General features: G+C 61.4%; 13 protein-coding genes. 1 reads left to right on the plus strand and 12 read right to left on the minus strand.

The window, feature by feature from the left end; all coding sequences use genetic code 11:
* Positions 1-24: 24 nt before the first annotated feature.
* The 9 genes from gltB to pilM form a co-directional block, all read right to left on the minus strand.
* Positions 25-4,470 carry a glutamate synthase large subunit gene (gene gltB / locus HBR93_RS05210; protein WP_115127208.1) on the minus strand — a complete coding sequence of 1,482 codons (4,446 nt, stop codon included), beginning with the start codon at positions 4,468-4,470 and terminating at the stop codon, positions 25-27.
* 350 nt (positions 4,471-4,820) lie between these two features.
* Complete coding sequence (locus HBR93_RS05215) at positions 4,821-6,395, minus strand: AAA family ATPase (protein WP_057958083.1); 1,575 nt, start codon at positions 6,393-6,395, stop codon at positions 4,821-4,823.
* A 10-nt stretch (positions 6,396-6,405) separates the two neighbouring features.
* Positions 6,406-7,506: a 3-dehydroquinate synthase gene (gene aroB / locus HBR93_RS05220; protein WP_169959919.1), complete on the minus strand. Its 1,101-nt coding sequence runs from the start codon at positions 7,504-7,506 to the stop codon at positions 6,406-6,408.
* A 147-nt stretch (positions 7,507-7,653) separates the two neighbouring features.
* Entirely contained in the window at positions 7,654-8,172 is a 519-nt protein-coding gene (aroK, locus tag HBR93_RS05225) for a shikimate kinase AroK (RefSeq protein ID WP_057437234.1), read from the minus strand.
* Positions 8,173-8,176: 4 nt separating this feature from the next.
* On the minus strand, positions 8,177-9,508 hold the full coding sequence (locus tag HBR93_RS05230; protein ID WP_169960032.1) for a type IV pilus secretin PilQ family protein: 1,332 nt from the start codon (positions 9,506-9,508) through the stop codon (positions 8,177-8,179).
* A gap of 69 nt (positions 9,509-9,577) precedes the next feature.
* Entirely contained in the window at positions 9,578-10,093 is a 516-nt protein-coding gene (locus HBR93_RS05235; protein WP_143110320.1) for a pilus assembly protein PilP, read from the minus strand.
* Positions 10,090-10,710, minus strand: a complete 621-nt coding sequence (gene pilO, locus HBR93_RS05240; RefSeq protein ID WP_169959920.1) for a type 4a pilus biogenesis protein PilO — start codon at positions 10,708-10,710, stop codon at positions 10,090-10,092. The genes HBR93_RS05235 and pilO overlap by 4 nt, the downstream gene beginning before the upstream one ends.
* Entirely contained in the window at positions 10,707-11,258 is a 552-nt protein-coding gene (locus tag HBR93_RS05245) for a PilN domain-containing protein (protein ID WP_057437231.1), read from the minus strand. The genes pilO and HBR93_RS05245 overlap by 4 nt, the downstream gene beginning before the upstream one ends.
* Complete coding sequence (gene pilM, locus HBR93_RS05250; RefSeq protein WP_169959921.1) at positions 11,258-11,911, minus strand: type IV pilus assembly protein PilM; 654 nt, start codon at positions 11,909-11,911, stop codon at positions 11,258-11,260. Before pilM ends, HBR93_RS05245 begins: the two co-directional genes overlap by 1 nt.
* Positions 11,912-12,128: 217 nt before the next feature.
* Here pilM and HBR93_RS05255 point away from each other — a divergent pair, with 217 nt between their 5' ends.
* Positions 12,129-14,573, plus strand: a complete 2,445-nt coding sequence (locus HBR93_RS05255) for a penicillin-binding protein 1A (protein WP_169959922.1) — start codon at positions 12,129-12,131, stop codon at positions 14,571-14,573.
* 211 nt (positions 14,574-14,784) lie between these two features.
* On the opposite strand, the gene HBR93_RS05260 is transcribed toward HBR93_RS05255, so the two are convergent.
* The 3 genes from HBR93_RS05260 to rpmE all read right to left on the minus strand — a co-directional run bounded on the left by HBR93_RS05260 (position 14,785) and on the right by rpmE (position 17,287).
* Positions 14,785-16,053, minus strand: a complete 1,269-nt coding sequence (locus HBR93_RS05260; RefSeq protein WP_057958076.1) for a malic enzyme-like NAD(P)-binding protein — start codon at positions 16,051-16,053, stop codon at positions 14,785-14,787.
* Between the two features lie 182 nt (positions 16,054-16,235).
* Positions 16,236-17,042, minus strand: coding sequence for a thermonuclease family protein (locus HBR93_RS05265; protein ID WP_169959923.1), 807 nt, complete (start codon positions 17,040-17,042; stop codon positions 16,236-16,238).
* Between the two features lie 14 nt (positions 17,043-17,056).
* A complete protein-coding gene (gene rpmE, locus HBR93_RS05270) occupies positions 17,057-17,287 on the minus strand; it encodes a 50S ribosomal protein L31 (protein ID WP_029296053.1) in 231 nt (76 codons plus the stop codon).
* Between the last annotated feature and the right edge of the window lie 75 nt (positions 17,288-17,362).

Raw genomic sequence — 17,362 nt, forward strand, 5'->3', positions numbered from 1 at the left:
CTCATCAAACTCTTCAGGCGCATATCACTGCGGGTTGGCACGGATGCTGGAAAGCAACGATTTCAGGTTGGCAGCCTTGGGCTTGACCAGCCAGAAACGACGCAGGTAATCATCGAGGTTCTCGGCGAGGTTACGACCCCATTCGCTGCCGGTTTCCTCGACGTACTCGTCCAGCACGTGCTGCAAGTGGTTCCGGTAGGACTCCATGGCCTCGCCGCTGATCCGCTGGATCTCGACCAACTCGTGGTTGACCTTGTCGACGAAGGTGTTGTCCTGGTCCAGCACGTAGGCGAAACCGCCAGTCATGCCCGAACCGAAGTTGTAACCGGTCTTGCCCAAGACGCAGACGAAACCACCGGTCATGTACTCGCAGCAGTGATCGCCAGTGCCTTCGACCACGGTGTGGGCACCGGAGTTACGCACGGCGAAACGCTCGCCGGCCGTACCGGCAGCGAACAGCTTGCCACCGGTAGCGCCATACAAGCAGGTGTTGCCGATGATGGCACTGTCCTGGGTCTTGTAGATGCTACCCGCTGGCGGAACGATCACCAGCTTGCCGCCGGTCATGCCCTTGCCCACGTAGTCGTTGGCGTCGCCTTCGAGGTACATGTGCAGGCCGCCGGCGTTCCACACGCCAAAGCTCTGGCCCGCAGTGCCCTTGAAGCGGAAGGTGATCGGCGCCTTGGCCATGCCCTGGTTGCCGTGTTTGCGGGCGATTTCGCCGGAGATCCGCGCGCCGATGGAACGGTCGCAGTTGCAGATATCCAGGGCGAACTCGCCACCGCTGGCGTCATTGATCGAGGAGCCGGCCATGTCGACCATTTTCTCGGCCAACAGGCCTTTGTCGAACGGCGGGTTGCGATCCACCTGGCAGAACTGCGGCTTGTCTGCCGGGATGTGATCGCTGCCCAACAGCGGCGTCAGGTCCAGGTGCTGTTGCTTGGCGGTCTGGCCTTCGAGGATGTCCAGCAGATCGGTACGCCCGATCAGCTCTTCCAGGGAGCGCACGCCGAGCTTGGCCAGCCATTCACGGGTTTCTTCGGCGACGTAGGTGAAGAAGTTCACCACCATGTCGACGGTGCCGATGTAGTGATCCTTGCGCAGCTTCTCGTTCTGCGTGGCCACGCCGGTCGCGCAGTTGTTCAGGTGGCAGATGCGCAGGTATTTGCAGCCCAGGGCGATCATCGGTGCGGTACCGAAGCCAAAGCTTTCGGCGCCGAGGATCGCGGCCTTGATCACGTCGAGACCGGTTTTCAGGCCGCCGTCGGTCTGCACCCGGACCTTGCCGCGCAGATCGTTGCCGCGCAGGGTCTGGTGAGTCTCGGCCAGGCCCAGCTCCCACGGTGCGCCGGCGTACTTGATCGAGGTCAGCGGCGAAGCGCCGGTGCCGCCGTCGTAGCCGGAGATGGTGATCAGGTCAGCATAGGCCTTGGCCACGCCAGCGGCGATGGTGCCGACGCCGGCTTCCGCGACCAGCTTCACCGAGACCAGGGCCTGCGGGTTGACTTGCTTGAGGTCGAAAATCAGCTGCGACAAGTCTTCAATCGAGTAGATGTCGTGGTGCGGCGGCGGCGAAATCAGGGTCACGCCCGGCACTGCATAACGCAGCTTGGCGATCAGACCGTTGACCTTGCCGCCTGGCAGCTGGCCGCCCTCACCGGGCTTGGCGCCCTGGGCGACTTTGATCTGCAGCACTTCGGCGTTGACCAGGTATTCCGGGGTTACGCCGAAACGGCCAGTGGCGACCTGCTTGATTTTCGAACTCTTGATGGTGCCGTAGCGCGCCGGGTCTTCGCCACCTTCGCCGGAGTTGGAACGCGCACCCAGGCGGTTCATGGCTTCGGCCAGGGCTTCGTGGGCCTCGGGAGACAAGGCGCCCAGGGAGATACCGGCAGAGTCGAAACGCTTGAGGATCGACTCCAGTGGTTCGATTTCGCTGATAGCCAACGGCGTGTCCAGGGTTTTCACCTGGAACAGGTCGCGGATCATCGATACCGGGCGGTTATCCACCAGCGCGGTGTATTCCTTGAACTTGGCGTAGTCGCCCTGCTGCACAGCGGCCTGCAGGGTGCTGACCACGTCCGGGTTGTAGGCGTGGTATTCGCCACCGTGCACGAACTTGAGCAGGCCACCTTGCTGGATCGGCTTGCGCGCGCTCCAGGCCTCCAAGGCCAGGGCTTTCTGTTCGGCTTCGATATCGACGAAACGCGCGCCCTTGATGCGGCTTGGCACGCCACGGAAACTCAGTTCGCAGACTTCTTCCGACAGGCCGATGGCCTCGAACAACTGCGCGCCACGGTAAGAGGTGACGGTGGAGATGCCCATCTTCGACAGGATCTTCAGCAAGCCCTTGGTGATGCCTTTACGGTAGTTCTTGAATACCTCGTAGAGGTCGCCCAGCACTTCACCGGTGCGGATCAGGTCGCCCAGCACTTCGTACGCGAGGAACGGGTACACTGCCGAGGCGCCAAAGCCGATCAGCACCGCAAAGTGGTGCGGGTCGCGGGCGGTGGCGGTTTCGACGAGGATGTTGGAGTCGCAGCGCAGGCCTTTTTCGGTCAGGCGATGGTGCACCGCGCCGGTAGCCAGGGACGCGTGGATCGGCAGCTTGCCTGGGGCGATATGGCGGTCGGTCAGCACGATCTGGGTACGACCGGCGCGCACGGCTTCTTCAGCCTGATCGGCGACGTTGCGCACAGCGGCTTCCAGGCCGAGGCTCTCGTCGTAGTTCAGGTCGATGATCTGCCGGTCGAAGCCTGGACGCTCCAAGGTCATCAACGAACGCCACTTGGCCGGGGAAATCACCGGCGAGCTGAGGATCACGCGCGAAGCGTGCTCTGGCGATTCCTGGAAGATATTGCGCTCGGCACCGAGGCACACTTCCAGGGACATGACGATGGCTTCACGCAGCGGGTCGATCGGCGGGTTGGTGACCTGGGCGAACTGCTGGCGGAAATAGTCATACGGCGTGCGCACGCGCTGGGACAGCACGGCCATCGGCGTATCGTCGCCCATGGAGCCGACCGCCTCGTAGCCTTGCTCGCCGAGTGGGCGCAGCACCTGGTCGCGCTCCTCGAACGTGACCTGGTACATCTTCATGTACTGCTTGAGCTGGTCGACGTCATAGAACGCCGAACCGTGGTCGTTGTCTTCCATGGTCGCCTGGATGCGCAGGGCGTTCTTGCGCAGCCATTGCTTGTACGGGTGACGCGACTTCAAGCGGTTGTCGATGGCATCGGTGTCGAGGATCTGCCCGGTTTCGGTGTCCACGGCAAGGATCTGACCAGGGCCGACGCGGCCTTTGGCAATCACGTCTTCAGGCTGGTAGTTCCACACGCCAACTTCCGAAGCCAGGGTGATGAAGCCGTTGGTGGTGGTCACCCAACGCGCCGGGCGCAGGCCGTTACGGTCGAGCAGACACACCGCGTAGCGACCATCGGTCATGACCACGCCGGCCGGGCCGTCCCACGGTTCCATGTGCATCGAGTTGTACTCATAGAACGCCCGCAGATCGGGGTCCATGGTCTCGACGTTCTGCCACGCAGGCGGAATGATCATGCGCACGCCACGGAACAAGTCGATGCCGCCGGTGACCATCAGTTCGAGCATGTTGTCCATGCTCGAGGAGTCGGAACCCACACGGTTGACCAGTGGGCCGAGCTCTTCGAGGTCCATCAGGTCGTTGGCGAACTTGGTGCGACGGGCCACGGCCCAGTTGCGGTTGCCGGTGATCGTGTTGATCTCGCCGTTGTGGGCGAGGAAGCGGAATGGCTGGGCCAGCGGCCATTTCGGCAGGGTATTGGTGGAGAAGCGCTGGTGGAACACGCAGATCGCGGTTTGCAGGCGCTCATCACTCAGGTCCGGATAGAAGGCGGTCAAGTCCGCCGGCATCATCAGGCCTTTATAAATGATGGTCTTGTGGGAAAAGCTGCAGATGTAGTGATCGGTGTCCAGGGCGTTGGCCACGGACGAACGGCGACGCGAGGTGAACAGCTTGATCGCCATGTCCTGGTCGCTCAGGCCGTCGCCTGCGATAAACACTTGTTCGATCTGCGGCAGGCGCTCATGGGCCAGGCGGCCGAGCACGCTGGTGTCGATCGGCACTTTGCGCCAGCCAACGAGTTGCAGGCCGGCGGCGAGGATCTCGCGGTTCATGTTCTCGCGAGCGGCCTCGGCTTTGACCGGGTCCTGGTTGAAGAACACCATGCCCACCGCGTATTGCTTGGGCAAATCGGCGCCGAAGGTTTCCTTGGCGACAGCGCGCAGGAACAGGTCGGGCTTTTGAATCAGCAAGCCACAACCGTCACCGGTTTTGCCGTCGGCGTTGATCCCACCGCGGTGGGTCATGCAGGTCAGGGCCTCGATGGCCGTTTGCAGAAGGGTATGACTGGGTTCGCCCTGCATATGGGCTATCAGGCCGAAACCACAGTTATCCTTGAATTCGTCGGGTTGGTACAGACCTGCTTTCATAGACACTTTCTCACCAGGCTGCCTCTTATTTCGAGGCAAATTTCTTTTCAATTCAACCGGTTACCTCCCACGCCGAACGTACGCCGGCTTAGCGGGGGCAAAAGGGAGGTCATTGTACACACCGACACAGACGCCCACAAATTTGGCGACGAACTGTCGCAAATCTATGTCGCATTTATGAAAGGTTTAAAGCGATATGCTGTGCTAGTCAAAACTTTTTTAATTCTGACTGCTACTACTCAAAAGCCACTGTGGCGCAGACACCACAAAGCGCGCGGCCTTCAGGGCTGCACGCTGTTGTAGTTTTTTTGAGGTGCTGGGAGGGCGACCTGGGTAAGGTCGCCGGTTCTTCAGCGAGTTGTTGCGAGTTCTTGTTGAACGCTGGCAACAGTGCGAGGCCAAGGTTTACCAGCCTGGACCTTCGCTGGCAAGGCTTTGATAGCGGAATCGGCAGCCGCACGGCTCGGGAAACTGCCGTAGGTGATCACGTAGAGAGGCTTGCCGTTGAGCACTTTCTTGAAGTAACGGTACTCGCCGCCGTGCTCTTTGACGAACGCCTGGGCGTTGCCTTCGGAGCTGGTGCCGAGGATCTGCACCACATAGTTCTTGGCCGGTTGGCTACCGTACCAGCCGCTGCCGGCAGCTGCCTTGGCCACGGTCACCGGTTTTTCAGCAGGCTTGGCGGCTGGCGCGGGCTTGGCCACCGGGGCTGGCGTCGGCTTGACCACTGGCGCCGGGGCTGGCTTGGCGGTGGCAACCTGGGTCGGCGCAGGCGTTGGCTTGGCCGCCGGCACAGGTGCCGGGCTGGCTGTTTCACCAGGTGGCGGAGCTACGGTGGTAACGGTCGGCGGCGTGGCGCTGGAGCCTTCTACCGGCACACCGTCGTCGCCTTCGGAGATGGCGCCGGCCTCTTCTGCCAACGGGCCACGCATGACCGGCTGGCCAACCATCGGCAGGTTGGTAGGCTGGCCGGAACCGGCAAACTCAACGGCAGGTGCGCCATTGGTGGTGGGCTTGCCCAGTGGCAGTTGTGCCTGCTCGGTAGGCGCGCCTGGTGCGGTCGGTGCCTTGCTGCGGCCAGGAATCAACCAGGCGGCGGCTACGGCAACCACGACAACGGCAGAAATCGCCAGTACGTGTTTCTTCGGCATGGTGAACCCCATCTTTGGACGCTTAACCGCAGAGCGGCTGGCAATCATGGCTTCGATCATTGCATCGCGGGCAACCTGGTTGATGGTGCCAGGCCAGCCGTCGGAGCTTTCGTGAATATCAGAGATCTGCTGGGCAGAGAAAAGTTCGATGCCCTGGCCGGCACCTTCAAGGCGCTGGGCCAGGTACTCGCGGGTTTCTTCTTCTTCGTAGGGCTGCAATTCGATGACGTGAAACAGCTCTTGCTCGCCACTGAGCTGCTCCAGATCGGCAATCAGCGACGCCTCACCGAACAGGAAGACATGGGGACGACCTTCCGGCGTACCCGCCGCCAGGGCCAGCAACGCTTCCAGAGCGGACTCGTCGAGCTGCTCGGCATCGTCCACCAGCAGGTAGACTTCCTGGCCGGTCAGGCCCAACTGCACCACTTGCTTGAGAATGGCGGTGGGCTCGGCATTGGCCACGTCCAGCGCCTGGGCAACCTGGCGCAGCACGCCTGCCGCATCGCCGGCACCACGGGCGGAAACCACCACGCTCTGCACCGATTGCTTGTTGGTGCTGGCCACCAGGGCCTGGCGCAGCAAAGTCTTGCCGCTGCCCAGGGGGCCAGTGACCACCAGCAGCAACTGGCTATAGCGCGCCAGGTGATGCAACTGCCCGAGCACCGGCTTGCGCTGCGCAGGGAAAAACTTGAAACCGGGAACCCGTGGCGCAAAAGGGTCGTGGCTCAACTGGTAATGGCCGAGGAAAGCCTCGTCGGCATGCAAACTAGTCATCGGGATCTGGTTAACCTTTCAGCTGGGCCAGGGCGCGGTAATCCGCTCCCAGCGTGGCCTGTAGAATCTCTTTCGGATAATCGTCGGTCACTACCGCTTCGCCCATTCGGCGCAACAGCACCAGACGCAAACGACCATCGATCACTTTTTTGTCTATCGCCATATGTTCAAGGAAATCAGCCTCGGTCATCTCCTCAGGGGGGATGACCGGCAACCCGGCGCGCTGGAACAGGCGGATACCGCGATCACGCTCTTGGACACTGATCCAGCCCAGGCGTTGCGACATCTCCAACGCCATCACTGTGCCAGCCGCTACGGCCTCTCCATGCAACCAGACACCATAGCCCATGTGAGTTTCAATCGCATGGCCGAAGGTGTGGCCCAGGTTCAAGGTGGCACGCACACCAGACTCACGTTCGTCGGCATTGACCACCAGCGCCTTGGCCGCGCAGGAGCGGGAGATAGCTTCGGTCAGCGCCACCAGATCCAGGTTGCGCAAGGCATCGACGTGCTCTTCAAGCCAGGTCAGGAACGGCTCGTCGCAGATCAACCCGTACTTGATGACTTCCGCCAGGCCCGCCGACAGCTCGCGGGGCGGCAAGGTGTTGAGGGTAGCGGTGTCGATCAACACAGCATTGGGCTGGTAGAACGCGCCAACCATGTTTTTGCCCAGGGGATGGTTGATCCCGGTCTTGCCGCCCACCGACGAATCGACCTGGGACAGCAGGGTGGTCGGCACCTGGATAAAGTCCACGCCACGCTGGTAACAGGCCGCCGCAAACCCGGCCATGTCGCCGATCACGCCGCCACCAAGGGCCACTACCGTGGTCCGCCGGTCGTGGCGCGCGGTGAGCAGGCCGTCAAAAATCAGCTGCAGGGTTTCCCAGTTCTTGAAGGCTTCGCCGTCGGGAAGAATCACCGAGATCACCGAATACGCCGCAAGGCTGCGACTCAGGCGCTCAAGGTAGAGCGGCGCCACGGTCTCGTTGGAGATGATCGCCACTTGTCGCCCGGCAATGTGCGGCGCGAGCAACTCGGGCTGGTCCAACAAACCCTCGCCAATATGGATCGGGTAGCTACGCTCGCCAAGATCGACCTTAAGTGTCTGCATGTGTCCCCGCGCTGAAGATGGAAGCAGGCGTCCTGCCTTGTATTAACGTTGTCGGCACCGTCGAGATCGGACGCTGCCTGATGGCTCTACGCCACACCTCGGACGGCTGTAACGCGCTGCCGAGGATAGCGCATTTCGGCCCTGGCTTTAACGGGGCGGCAGTTGCTGCAGGCGCTCGAGAATGTCGATTACGACCATGCGCGGTGGCCGTTCATCGGTTTCCACCACCAGATCGGCGATTTCCCGATAAAGCGGATCGCGCAGCGCCAGCAAGTCCCGCAGGGTTTTCTCGGGGTTGGCGGTGCGCAGCAATGGCCGGTTGCGGTCACGGGCGGTGCGCCCGACCTGCTGCTCGACCGACGCATGCAAATAGATCACCCGACCGCCAGCATGCAGCGCCCGCCGGTTTTCCTCGCGCATCACGGCGCCGCCGCCGGTGGCCAATACCACGCCATCGCAGCCGCACAGCTCGGCAATCATTGCCTGCTCGCGATCACGAAAGCCCAGCTCGCCTTCCTTATCGAAGATCCACGGGATATTGGCGCCCGTGCGCAATTCAATTTCCTTATCGGAGTCTTTGAATGGCAGGCGCAGCTCTTTGGCCAGCAAACGGCCGATGGTGCTTTTTCCAGCCCCCATCGGCCCTACAAGAATCAAATTTCGCACAGAATCAACGACTCACAGCAATCGCCTGGTTATTCATAATACGCGGAGTCAGGAATACCAGCAGCTCGGATTTTCTTTGGGCAACCACATCACGCCGGAAAAGGCGGCCAAGATACGGCACATCGCCCAAAAATGGCACTTTATCTACCACCTTGCTTTGGTTTTTGGAGAAAACCCCACCGAGGACGATGGTCTCGCCGTCCCTGACCAGAACCTTGGCGTTGACCTCGTTCTTCTTGATCGGCGGCACATCGTTGAGTTTGTTCAGGTAGTCGGGCTCATCCTTGGTCACCCGAACCTCCATGATCACCTGGTCATCGGGGGTGATTTGCGGCGTCACCTCCAGGGACAGCGAGGCTTCCTTGAACGAGACCGAGGTCGCCCCCTCGGACGTGGCTTCCTGGTAAGGAATCTCGGTGCCCTTGAGAATCCGCGCGGTTTCCTTGTTGGAGGTGACCACCTTGGGCTGGGAGATCACTTCGCCATTGCCGCCTTTTTCCATGGCCGTGAGTTCCAGGTCCAGCAGCACGTTATCGGTGATAAAGGCGATGCCCAGGCCGGAGCTCGGGCTGACCACGCCCAGGTCAACGAACGGTGAGCTATCGGGCGACTCGCCCTCACCGGACGGTTTTTTATCGACCCCGCCCCCACTCCAATTACCTTTACTGCGCAGCAACCCGCCCCAGCGCACCCCCACGCTTTTGTCATAGTCGACATTGGCCTCGACTATCCGCGCCTCGATCATCACCTGGCGTACCGGCACATCCAACTGACTGACGATGCGCCGCAGCTCCTCCAGGCGCTCGCCCGTCTGGTAGGCGATGATGTTGTTGGTGCGGTCATCCACCGTCACCGAACCGCGCTCATCGGTCGCCCCCTCCAGCCCGGTCACCGACTGGAACAGCTTGGCCAGCTCAGACGCCTTGGCGTAATTGACTTGCAGCAGCTCCCGACGCAGTGGCGTCAGCTCGGTCATCAACTTGCGCGACTCCAGGGCCAGCAACTGCCGTGCGGCCAGTTCCTCGGCCGGGGCCACCAGCAGCACGTTGGCGGTCACCCGCCGGTCCAGGCCCTTGGCCTGCAACACCAGGTCCAGGGCCTGGTCCCACGGCACATCCTTGAGGCGCAGGGTTATCGAGCCTTGCACATCATCACCGGCCACCAGGTTGAGCCCGGCCACATCGGCAATCTGCTGCAAGACGGCGCGCACCTCAATGTCCTGAAAGTTGAGGGACAGCCTGTTGCCGGTAAATGGGCCACGCGCAGTGTTCAAGGGTGAACTACCGGGAGGAGGCAATTGAATCAGGTCGATTCGCTTGGGCACAGCCTCAGTCATCGGTGCCGTGAACGCTATCCATAGCGCCACACCGAAGGACGAAATAATCCTTTTCATTTTTTGCTTCCGTTATGAGTTCACGTTCAATACCAAAGTGCGCGGACGCTCAAGCCAGGCGCCCTCACCATCGGGGAAAAGCTCGACCAGCTCCAACTGCCCCTCATGGATCGCCACGACGCGCCCATGATCAGTCCCCAGGTAATCCCCCACCGCCAGGCGATGAACACCCGCCGCGCCGCGTAGCAGGGCAAACGTCTGCGCGCCCAGCGACAGGGTGCCGACCATCTGGAACTGATCCACGGCAAACCCTTCGAGAAACTGCCGGGGGCGGTCGAGGTCCGGCGCAGCTCCAGGCTTGCCGGTAGGACGACTGGAGGGCTGGTCCGGCGGCTGGAAGGGGTCACGCAGGGGTGGCGAGCTGGAGACAAACCGTAGCCCCGGTCTCGCCACGTGCACCTCATCCGCCATAGGCAGCGCTTGCTGGCGAATCGTTTGCAACTCGTCATTCAGTGCCTGCAACTGCGGGTCACTGTCGCATCCAGCAAGCAATACCAGGCCCAGGCCCACAACCTTGAGACGGCTCATGGCAATGCTCCCTGGTCGCTGTACCTGTAGGTCTTGGCGAGCATCATCAGGCTCAACAATGCCCCACCCTCGGAATCCGCAGGGCGAATGACAAAGTCATGCAGGGTAACGATCTGCGGCAACCCGGCCACGCCACTGACGAAGGCCAGGAGGTCGTGATAGGTGCCGACCAGCTTGAGCTGCATCGGCCGCTCGACGAACACCGGCTGCACGTGCTCATCCAGCACACTGAGTTGCTCCACCAGCACCCCGCTGAGCTGCCCCAGCCGAGTGAAGTCGTCCAGCAGGCCGGGCATTTGCCTCAGCGTCGGCATTTGGCGCAACTGTTCAGTGAAGGCGGTGCGCAGGGTTTCAAGCTCACGCACCACGCCGTCATGCTGCGCGGCTTGCCGGGCTTTGGCCGCAAACTGCTGGCGCAGGCTTATCTCTCCCACCTCGTGACGCTGCAAGACCTCGCGCGCGCTGCTCAGGTAGACAGCATTCCCGACCATCAGCACCAGCAAGGCGAGCACCGCGCCCACCACAATCCGGCCAGCCAAAGGCCAGTGGGCGGTGTTGCGGTACAGCGTGGAGAGTTGCGGGAGTGCCAGCCCTGACAGGCTGGACCCAAGGCTCACCGCAGCGTCTCCTGATGCTCCCCATGGTCCACCATCAACTGGAAGGCGCTACCCGCACCGCCCTCCTCGGCCCGTACATGGCGCAGATTAGGCGCACGCAGGGTATTGGAGGCTTCCAGGCTACGCATCAGCCGGGTGACATCATCGCTGGACACCGCCGTACCAGTGACCTCCACCGATGTGCCACTGACGCTTACCTCGCTCAGTTGAACCCCATCTGGCATGGCGCGGGCCAACTGGTCGAGCAACTCCTGGCCCGATGTGCGATGGCCCTGGAGGTCTTCGACCACCTTCATCCGCTCCATCAACTGCTGACGCTGCTCACGCAACTCGTCGATGGTCTTGATACGCGAATCCAATACCGTGACTTGCTTGCTCAAGTGGTTGTTACGAGCCACCTGCCGATCAATCGCGCGGTCGATGACCCGGTCGGCCAGCCAGACGGCGACCAAGGCAATAGTGGTAATCGCCAACAGGAAAATCAGAAAAAATTTGCGACGGCGCTCAGCGCGTTCTTCACGCCAGGGTAAAAGGTTGATTCTTGTCATCAATCGAAACTCCTGAGGGCCAAACCGCAGGCGACCCGCAATCCCTGGGCATCGGCAGCCCATTGTGCACTATTGATCCCACTCCCCGGCGCTATCCGGGCGACCACCTGATCGGTCATCCGCGCCAGGGCAAACGCCTCTACATCCACCACTCGAGCAACCAGGCCGGCCATGGCCAGCACCGCTTCGCGCGCTTCTACCTGCTCCTTGAGGCATGCCACAAGCAGCACATCAACATAACCGGGTTTACGACTCGATGGGCCCTGGACCTGAAAATCAATTGCAACCTCATCCAACGGATAAGGAATGTACTGGTCAGCTTCGCAGCGCAGGCGCTGCTCCATCTCGCCTGCTTCAAGCCCCGCCTCCAGCGCAACCACCCGGCTGATCACCGAAGGGCCCGCCACGGCAACCGCCGCATGGGCGACCTGGGTCCGCGCCCGGAACAATGCCTTGGAAAGGGTCTGCGCGACAACCTCCAGATCAACGATATTACTGTCGACCACCGCATGCCCCGGTAAAGCCTGGCTCGCATACGCGTGCACTGCATAGCCATCGCCGGCGCGGGCCAGCTCCAGAACCTTCACGCCGCTGTCCTGGATGTCCACACCCAGCACGGTATCGGCTTTTTGCCTGAAAAATCCCTTTCTCATAAAACTCCCTAAAGCTTTGCCTGTCTCAGGGCTGGTCAGTTCCGGGCTTGATGCATTCGGTCGGCTCGGTTGAGCGGCGCCCATGACGCCCCGAGGCGAAAAATGCTTTAATGCCCAGCGTTTTTTCCCGCTTTTTATCTGCAGGTCGGGTCGATACATCCTTAGTCATGCCTATCCCGACACCTAACCCATTCTTTTCTCTGGAAATCCAAAAGCCTTGATTCGTCTGCTGAAGTTTTTCGGGTACTCCTTCGTCGCTATCGTTTGCGGGCTGCTGCTCGTGTTCAGCGGCGCCTATCTCTACCTTAGTCCGGGATTGCCCTCGGTAGAGGCCCTGAGAAGTATCCAGTTGCAGATTCCTTTGCGGGTCTACAGCAGCGATGAAAAACTGATCGCGGAGTTCGGCGAAATGCGCCGCACCCCGATCCGTTTCGCCAACATTCCACCCAATTTCATCAATGCCCTGTTATCGGCCGAAGACGATAATTTTGCCAACCACTATGGCGTGGACCCCAGCAGCCTGGTGCGTGCAGCCACGCAGCTGGTAAAAAGCGGACACATTCAATCGGGCGGCAGCACCATCACCATGCAGGTGGCGAAGAACTTCTTCCTCACCAGCGAGCGCAGCTTCTCGCGCAAAGCCACGGAAATCCTACTGGCGCTGCAGATCGAACGCCAACTGACCAAGGACGAAATCCTTGAGCTGTACGTCAACAAGATCTACCTGGGCAATCGGGCCTATGGGATCGAGGCAGCGTCCCAGGTGTACTACGGCAAGTCGATTCGTGATGCCAGCCTGGCACAAATGGCAATGATTGCCGGCCTGCCCAAGGCCCCGTCACGCTTTAACCCGCTGGCCAACCCGGCCCGCAGCAAGGAGCGTCGCGACTGGATCCTGGGGCGCATGTACAAGCTGGGCAAGATCGACCAGAGCGCCTATGAAAGCGCGGTGGCCGAGCCGTTGAATGCCAGCTACCACGTGCCGACGCCCGAGGTCAGCGCGCCGTATATCGCCGAAATGGCCCGCGCCGAAATGGTCGGCCGCTATGGCAGCGATGCCTACACCGAAGGTTTCCGTGTCACCACGACCATTCCGAGCAATTTGCAGGAAATCGCCAACCACGCGGTGCATGAGGGCCTGATCGCCTATGACCAGCGCCACGGCTACCGTGGGCCGGAATCGCGCCTGCCAGGCAAGACCCTGAGCGCCTGGACGGTTGAACTGGGCAAGCAGCGCTCCATCAGCGGCCTGGATCCGGCCATCGTCACCCAGGTTAAAAAAGATGGCGTGCAGGTCCTGACCCGCAGCGGCGAAGAACATGTGGCGTGGGACAGCATGAAGTGGGCCCGCCCTTTCCTGAACACCAACAGCATGGGGCCGATGCCCAAGCAGCCATCTGATGTGGCCCAGGTCGGCGACCTGATCCGCGTGCAGCGCCAGAAGGACGACAGCCTGAAATTCAGCCAGGTCCCGGTCGCCCAGGGCGCCCTGGTCTCCCTGGACCCGCAGAACGGTGCGATCCGCGCCCTGGTCGGTGGCTTCGCCTTCGAGCAGAGCAACTACAACCGCGCCACCCAGGCCAAGCGCCAGCCGGGCTCCAGCTTCAAACCGTTTGTCTACAGTGCCGCGCTGGATAACGGCTATACCGCCGCCAGCCTGGTCAACGACGCGCCTATCGTGTTTGTCGACGAGTACCTGGACAAGGTCTGGCGTCCGAAGAACGATACCAATACCTTCCTCGGTCCGATCCGCGTGCGCGAGGCGCTGTACAAGTCGCGCAACCTGGTGTCGATCCGCTTGCTGCAGGCGATGGGCGTGGGCAAGACCATCGACTACATGACCCGCTTCGGCTTCAACAAGCAGGACCTGCCGCCAAACCTGTCCCTGGCCCTGGGCACCGCGACCCTCACGCCAATGGAGATCGCCACCGGCTGGAGTGTGTTTGCCAACGGCGGCTACAAAGTCACGCCGTACCTGATCGACAAGATCGAAAGCCGCAACGGCGACACACTGTTTGTCGCCAACCCACCGAGCGTGCCCAACGGCGTCGCCGCCAGCGATGGCCTGGCTGCACCGGCCAACAGCGGTATCACCATCGAACCGACACCCGGTGCTGCACCCACTGATGCCACGCCGGCTCCAGCCGCACCAGCGGTGGCGGAGCGGATTGTCGATGGCCGCACCACCTATATTCTCACCAGCATGTTGCAGGACGTGATCAAGCGCGGCACCGGCCGCCGCGCCCTGGCCCTGGGCCGTACGGACCTGGCGGGCAAGACCGGTACCACCAACGAATCCAAGGACGCCTGGTTCTCCGGTTATAACGCCGACTACATCACCACCGTCTGGACCGGCTACGACCAGCCAGAAAGCCTCGGTCGCCGCGAATACGGCGGCACCGTCGCCCTGCCGATCTGGATGAGCTACATGGGCGGCGCCCTCAAGGACAAGCCGGCCCACACCCAGGCCGAGCCGGAAGGCATCCTCAGCCTGCGCATCGACCCGATCAGCGGCCGCGCCGCCGCACCGGGCACGCCAAATGCGTACTTTGAACTATTCAAGAGCGAAGACACGCCGCCGTCGATGAATGAACTGGGCAATGGCGTGGCACCGGGCAGCCCGTTGCCGGCGGATGAATCTGCGCCGATCGACTTGTTCTGATAAACACAGATCCAACTGTGGGAGCGGGTTTGTGTGGGAGCGGGCTTGCCCGCGAAGACGTCGGCCCAGCAAACATTGATGTTGACTGAGCCACTGCTTTCGCGGGCAAGCCCGCTCCCACATTGGACGGTGCACACTCCCCCGTTTTGCAGCCACAAAAAAAGCCCCGACTCGCAAGAGCCGGGGCTTTTTGTTGGTGCGCTACAACGGTTTAGCCGTTGAACACATCATCCACGCTTTGCAGCGGGTAGTTCTTCGGATACGGCAGGGTTGCCACACCTGTCTCGATGGCGGCCTTGGCCACGGCATCGGAGATCACGGTGATCAGGCGCTTATCCATTGGTTTTGGAATGATGTACTCACGGCCGAATTCCAGCTTGGCGCCACCGTAGGCGTCGCATACGTCCTGAGGCACTGGCAGCTTGGCCAGTTCACGCAGGGCGTTGGCGGCAGCCACCTTCATCTCTTCGTTGATGCGCTTGGCGCGAACGTCCAGGGCGCCACGGAAGATGAATGGGAAGCCCAGTACGTTGTTGACCTGGTTCGGGTAGTCCGAACGGCCAGTGGCCATGATCACGTCGTTACGGGTGGCGTGTGCCAGTTCCGGGGCGATTTCCGGATCAGGGTTCGAGCAGGCGAACACGATCGGGTTGGCCGCCATGGACTTCAGGCCTTCAGCGCTCAGCAGGTTCGGGCCGGACAGGCCAACGAACACGTCAGCACCATCCAGTGCGTCAGCCAGGGTGCGCTTGGAGGACGGGTGGGCAAACATCGCCTTGTACTGGTTCAGGTCGGTACGCTCGGACTGGATCACGCCCTTGCTGTCGACCATGTAGATGTTTTCAAGGCGCGCGCCCATGCTCACGATCAGCTTCATGCAGGAGATAGCCGCTGCACCAGCGCCCAGGCAGACGATTTTCGCGTCGGACAGGGTTTTGCCAGCGATTTCCAGGGCGTTGATCATGCCGGCCGCAGTAACGATCGCGGTGCCGTGCTGGTCATCGTGGAATACCGGGATGTCGCACTGTTCGATCAGGGCCTTTTCGATCTCGAAGCACTCAGGTGCCTTGATGTCTTCCAGGTTGATGCCACCAAAGGTGATGGAGATGCGCTTGACGGTGTCGATGAAGGCTTGCGGGCTTTCGGAGTCGACTTCGATGTCGAATACGTCGATGCCGGCAAAGCGCTTGAACAGTACGCCCTTGCCTTCCATCACTGGCTTGGAAGCCAATGGGCCGAGGTTACCCAGGCCGAGAATCGCGGTGCCATCAGAAATCACTGCAACCAGATTGCCCTTGCCGGTGTATTTGTAGGCCAGTTCAGGATCGCGGGCGATTTCACGCACGGGCTCGGCTACACCGGGGCTGTACGCCAGCGACAGGTCGCGTGCGGTAGCAGTGGCTTTGGTGAGCTCGACACTCAGCTTTCCTGGACGAGGATGGGCATGATATTCGAGAGCGGCAGTTTTCAAATCAGACATATCGGCATTCCGCTTTTTACTGTTGGACGACGGACCGCCGAGGATACTCGCCTCGCAAAGTCCCTACAAGACTGGGTAGTCACCGGTGTCAAGGGCCCTACCCTACGACTTTCGGCCAAGAGCCACGGGATACAAGGCCTACAACTGTTCACAATCGACAGAAAAAATGTCTACAATTTTTCTTATTGTGCCAATTGCAGCATGCCGGGATCGGTCAAGGGGAGCAGCCAGCGCGCCTGGCCACTTTTCAGGCCGCCACGCCGGGAGCGATCCAACACCCAGCCACGGGCCTCGATATCCTGGCCTTGCAGGCGCTTGAGCAGGGCATTGTCGAATTGCCCGACCAGATTGGGTGCAACCCGTAATACCAAGGAGTCCTGCAGTTCGATCCAGATCCCGCCGCGATTGCGTTCGACCTTGCTCACGCGACCGCTGACGACGGCGAAGCCCGACTGCTGGATTTGCCCGGCTTTTTGCACAGGCGACTGACGCCACAGGCCCAACCTGGCTGCGCGCGCACTGCGCTCGGCAGCTTGCTGGCAGGCGACCAGGTCAACATTGGGGGCCACCGCCACCAGGAACCCGAGCCCCTCGGCGAGCAGTTGGGCCTCCAGATTCGCGCCGTTGGCCCCATACAGATGGGCCAGGGTTCGCCCATAACGGTCCTTGCCCTCGCGACCCGGCACGACCCCGACCCGACCGTCGCTGGCATCCACCAAGCCTTGCAGGCGCTGGCGCGCAGCCACGGCGAACGGCTCGTCCGGGCGGCCTTTCTTGCCGGTCTCAGGCGCGTTGACGCCGATCATGCGCACACTGCGCCCGTCCTTGAGACGGACGGTGTCGCCATCCACCACGCGCTGTACCTCGAAGGTGCTGACCGCCGCAGGCGCAGGGCAAAACACCTCGGCCTGGGCGGTCGACAGCCAGATCGCAGGCACAAAAAAGGCGCCCGCAAGGGACGCCTTCTTCATAAGCAGGTAAAAGCCCATCAGGCTTTCGAACCTTACTCTGCAGCAGCTGGAGCTTTCTTGCCGAAAGCACCGAAACGGTCGGCGAAGCGCTGTACACGGCCGCCAGTATCCAGAGTCTTCTGCTTACCGGTGTAGAACGGGTGGCACTCGTTGCATACGTCAGTGCCCAGTGGCTTGCACAGGTTCGAACGGGTTTCGAACTTGTTGCCGCAGCTGCAAGTAACTTGGATGGTTTCGTACGCTGGATGGATATCGGCTTTCATGGTGTCTTCCTCAGGCTAGCGTGCCGCCACTCGACACTATTGTCGAATACCGCACGTAATTAGGCCGCGGATTCT

The organism is Pseudomonas sp. WS 5411 (genome assembly GCF_012985595.1).
GTDB classification, from domain to species: domain Bacteria; phylum Pseudomonadota; class Gammaproteobacteria; order Pseudomonadales; family Pseudomonadaceae; genus Aquipseudomonas; species Aquipseudomonas shahriarae.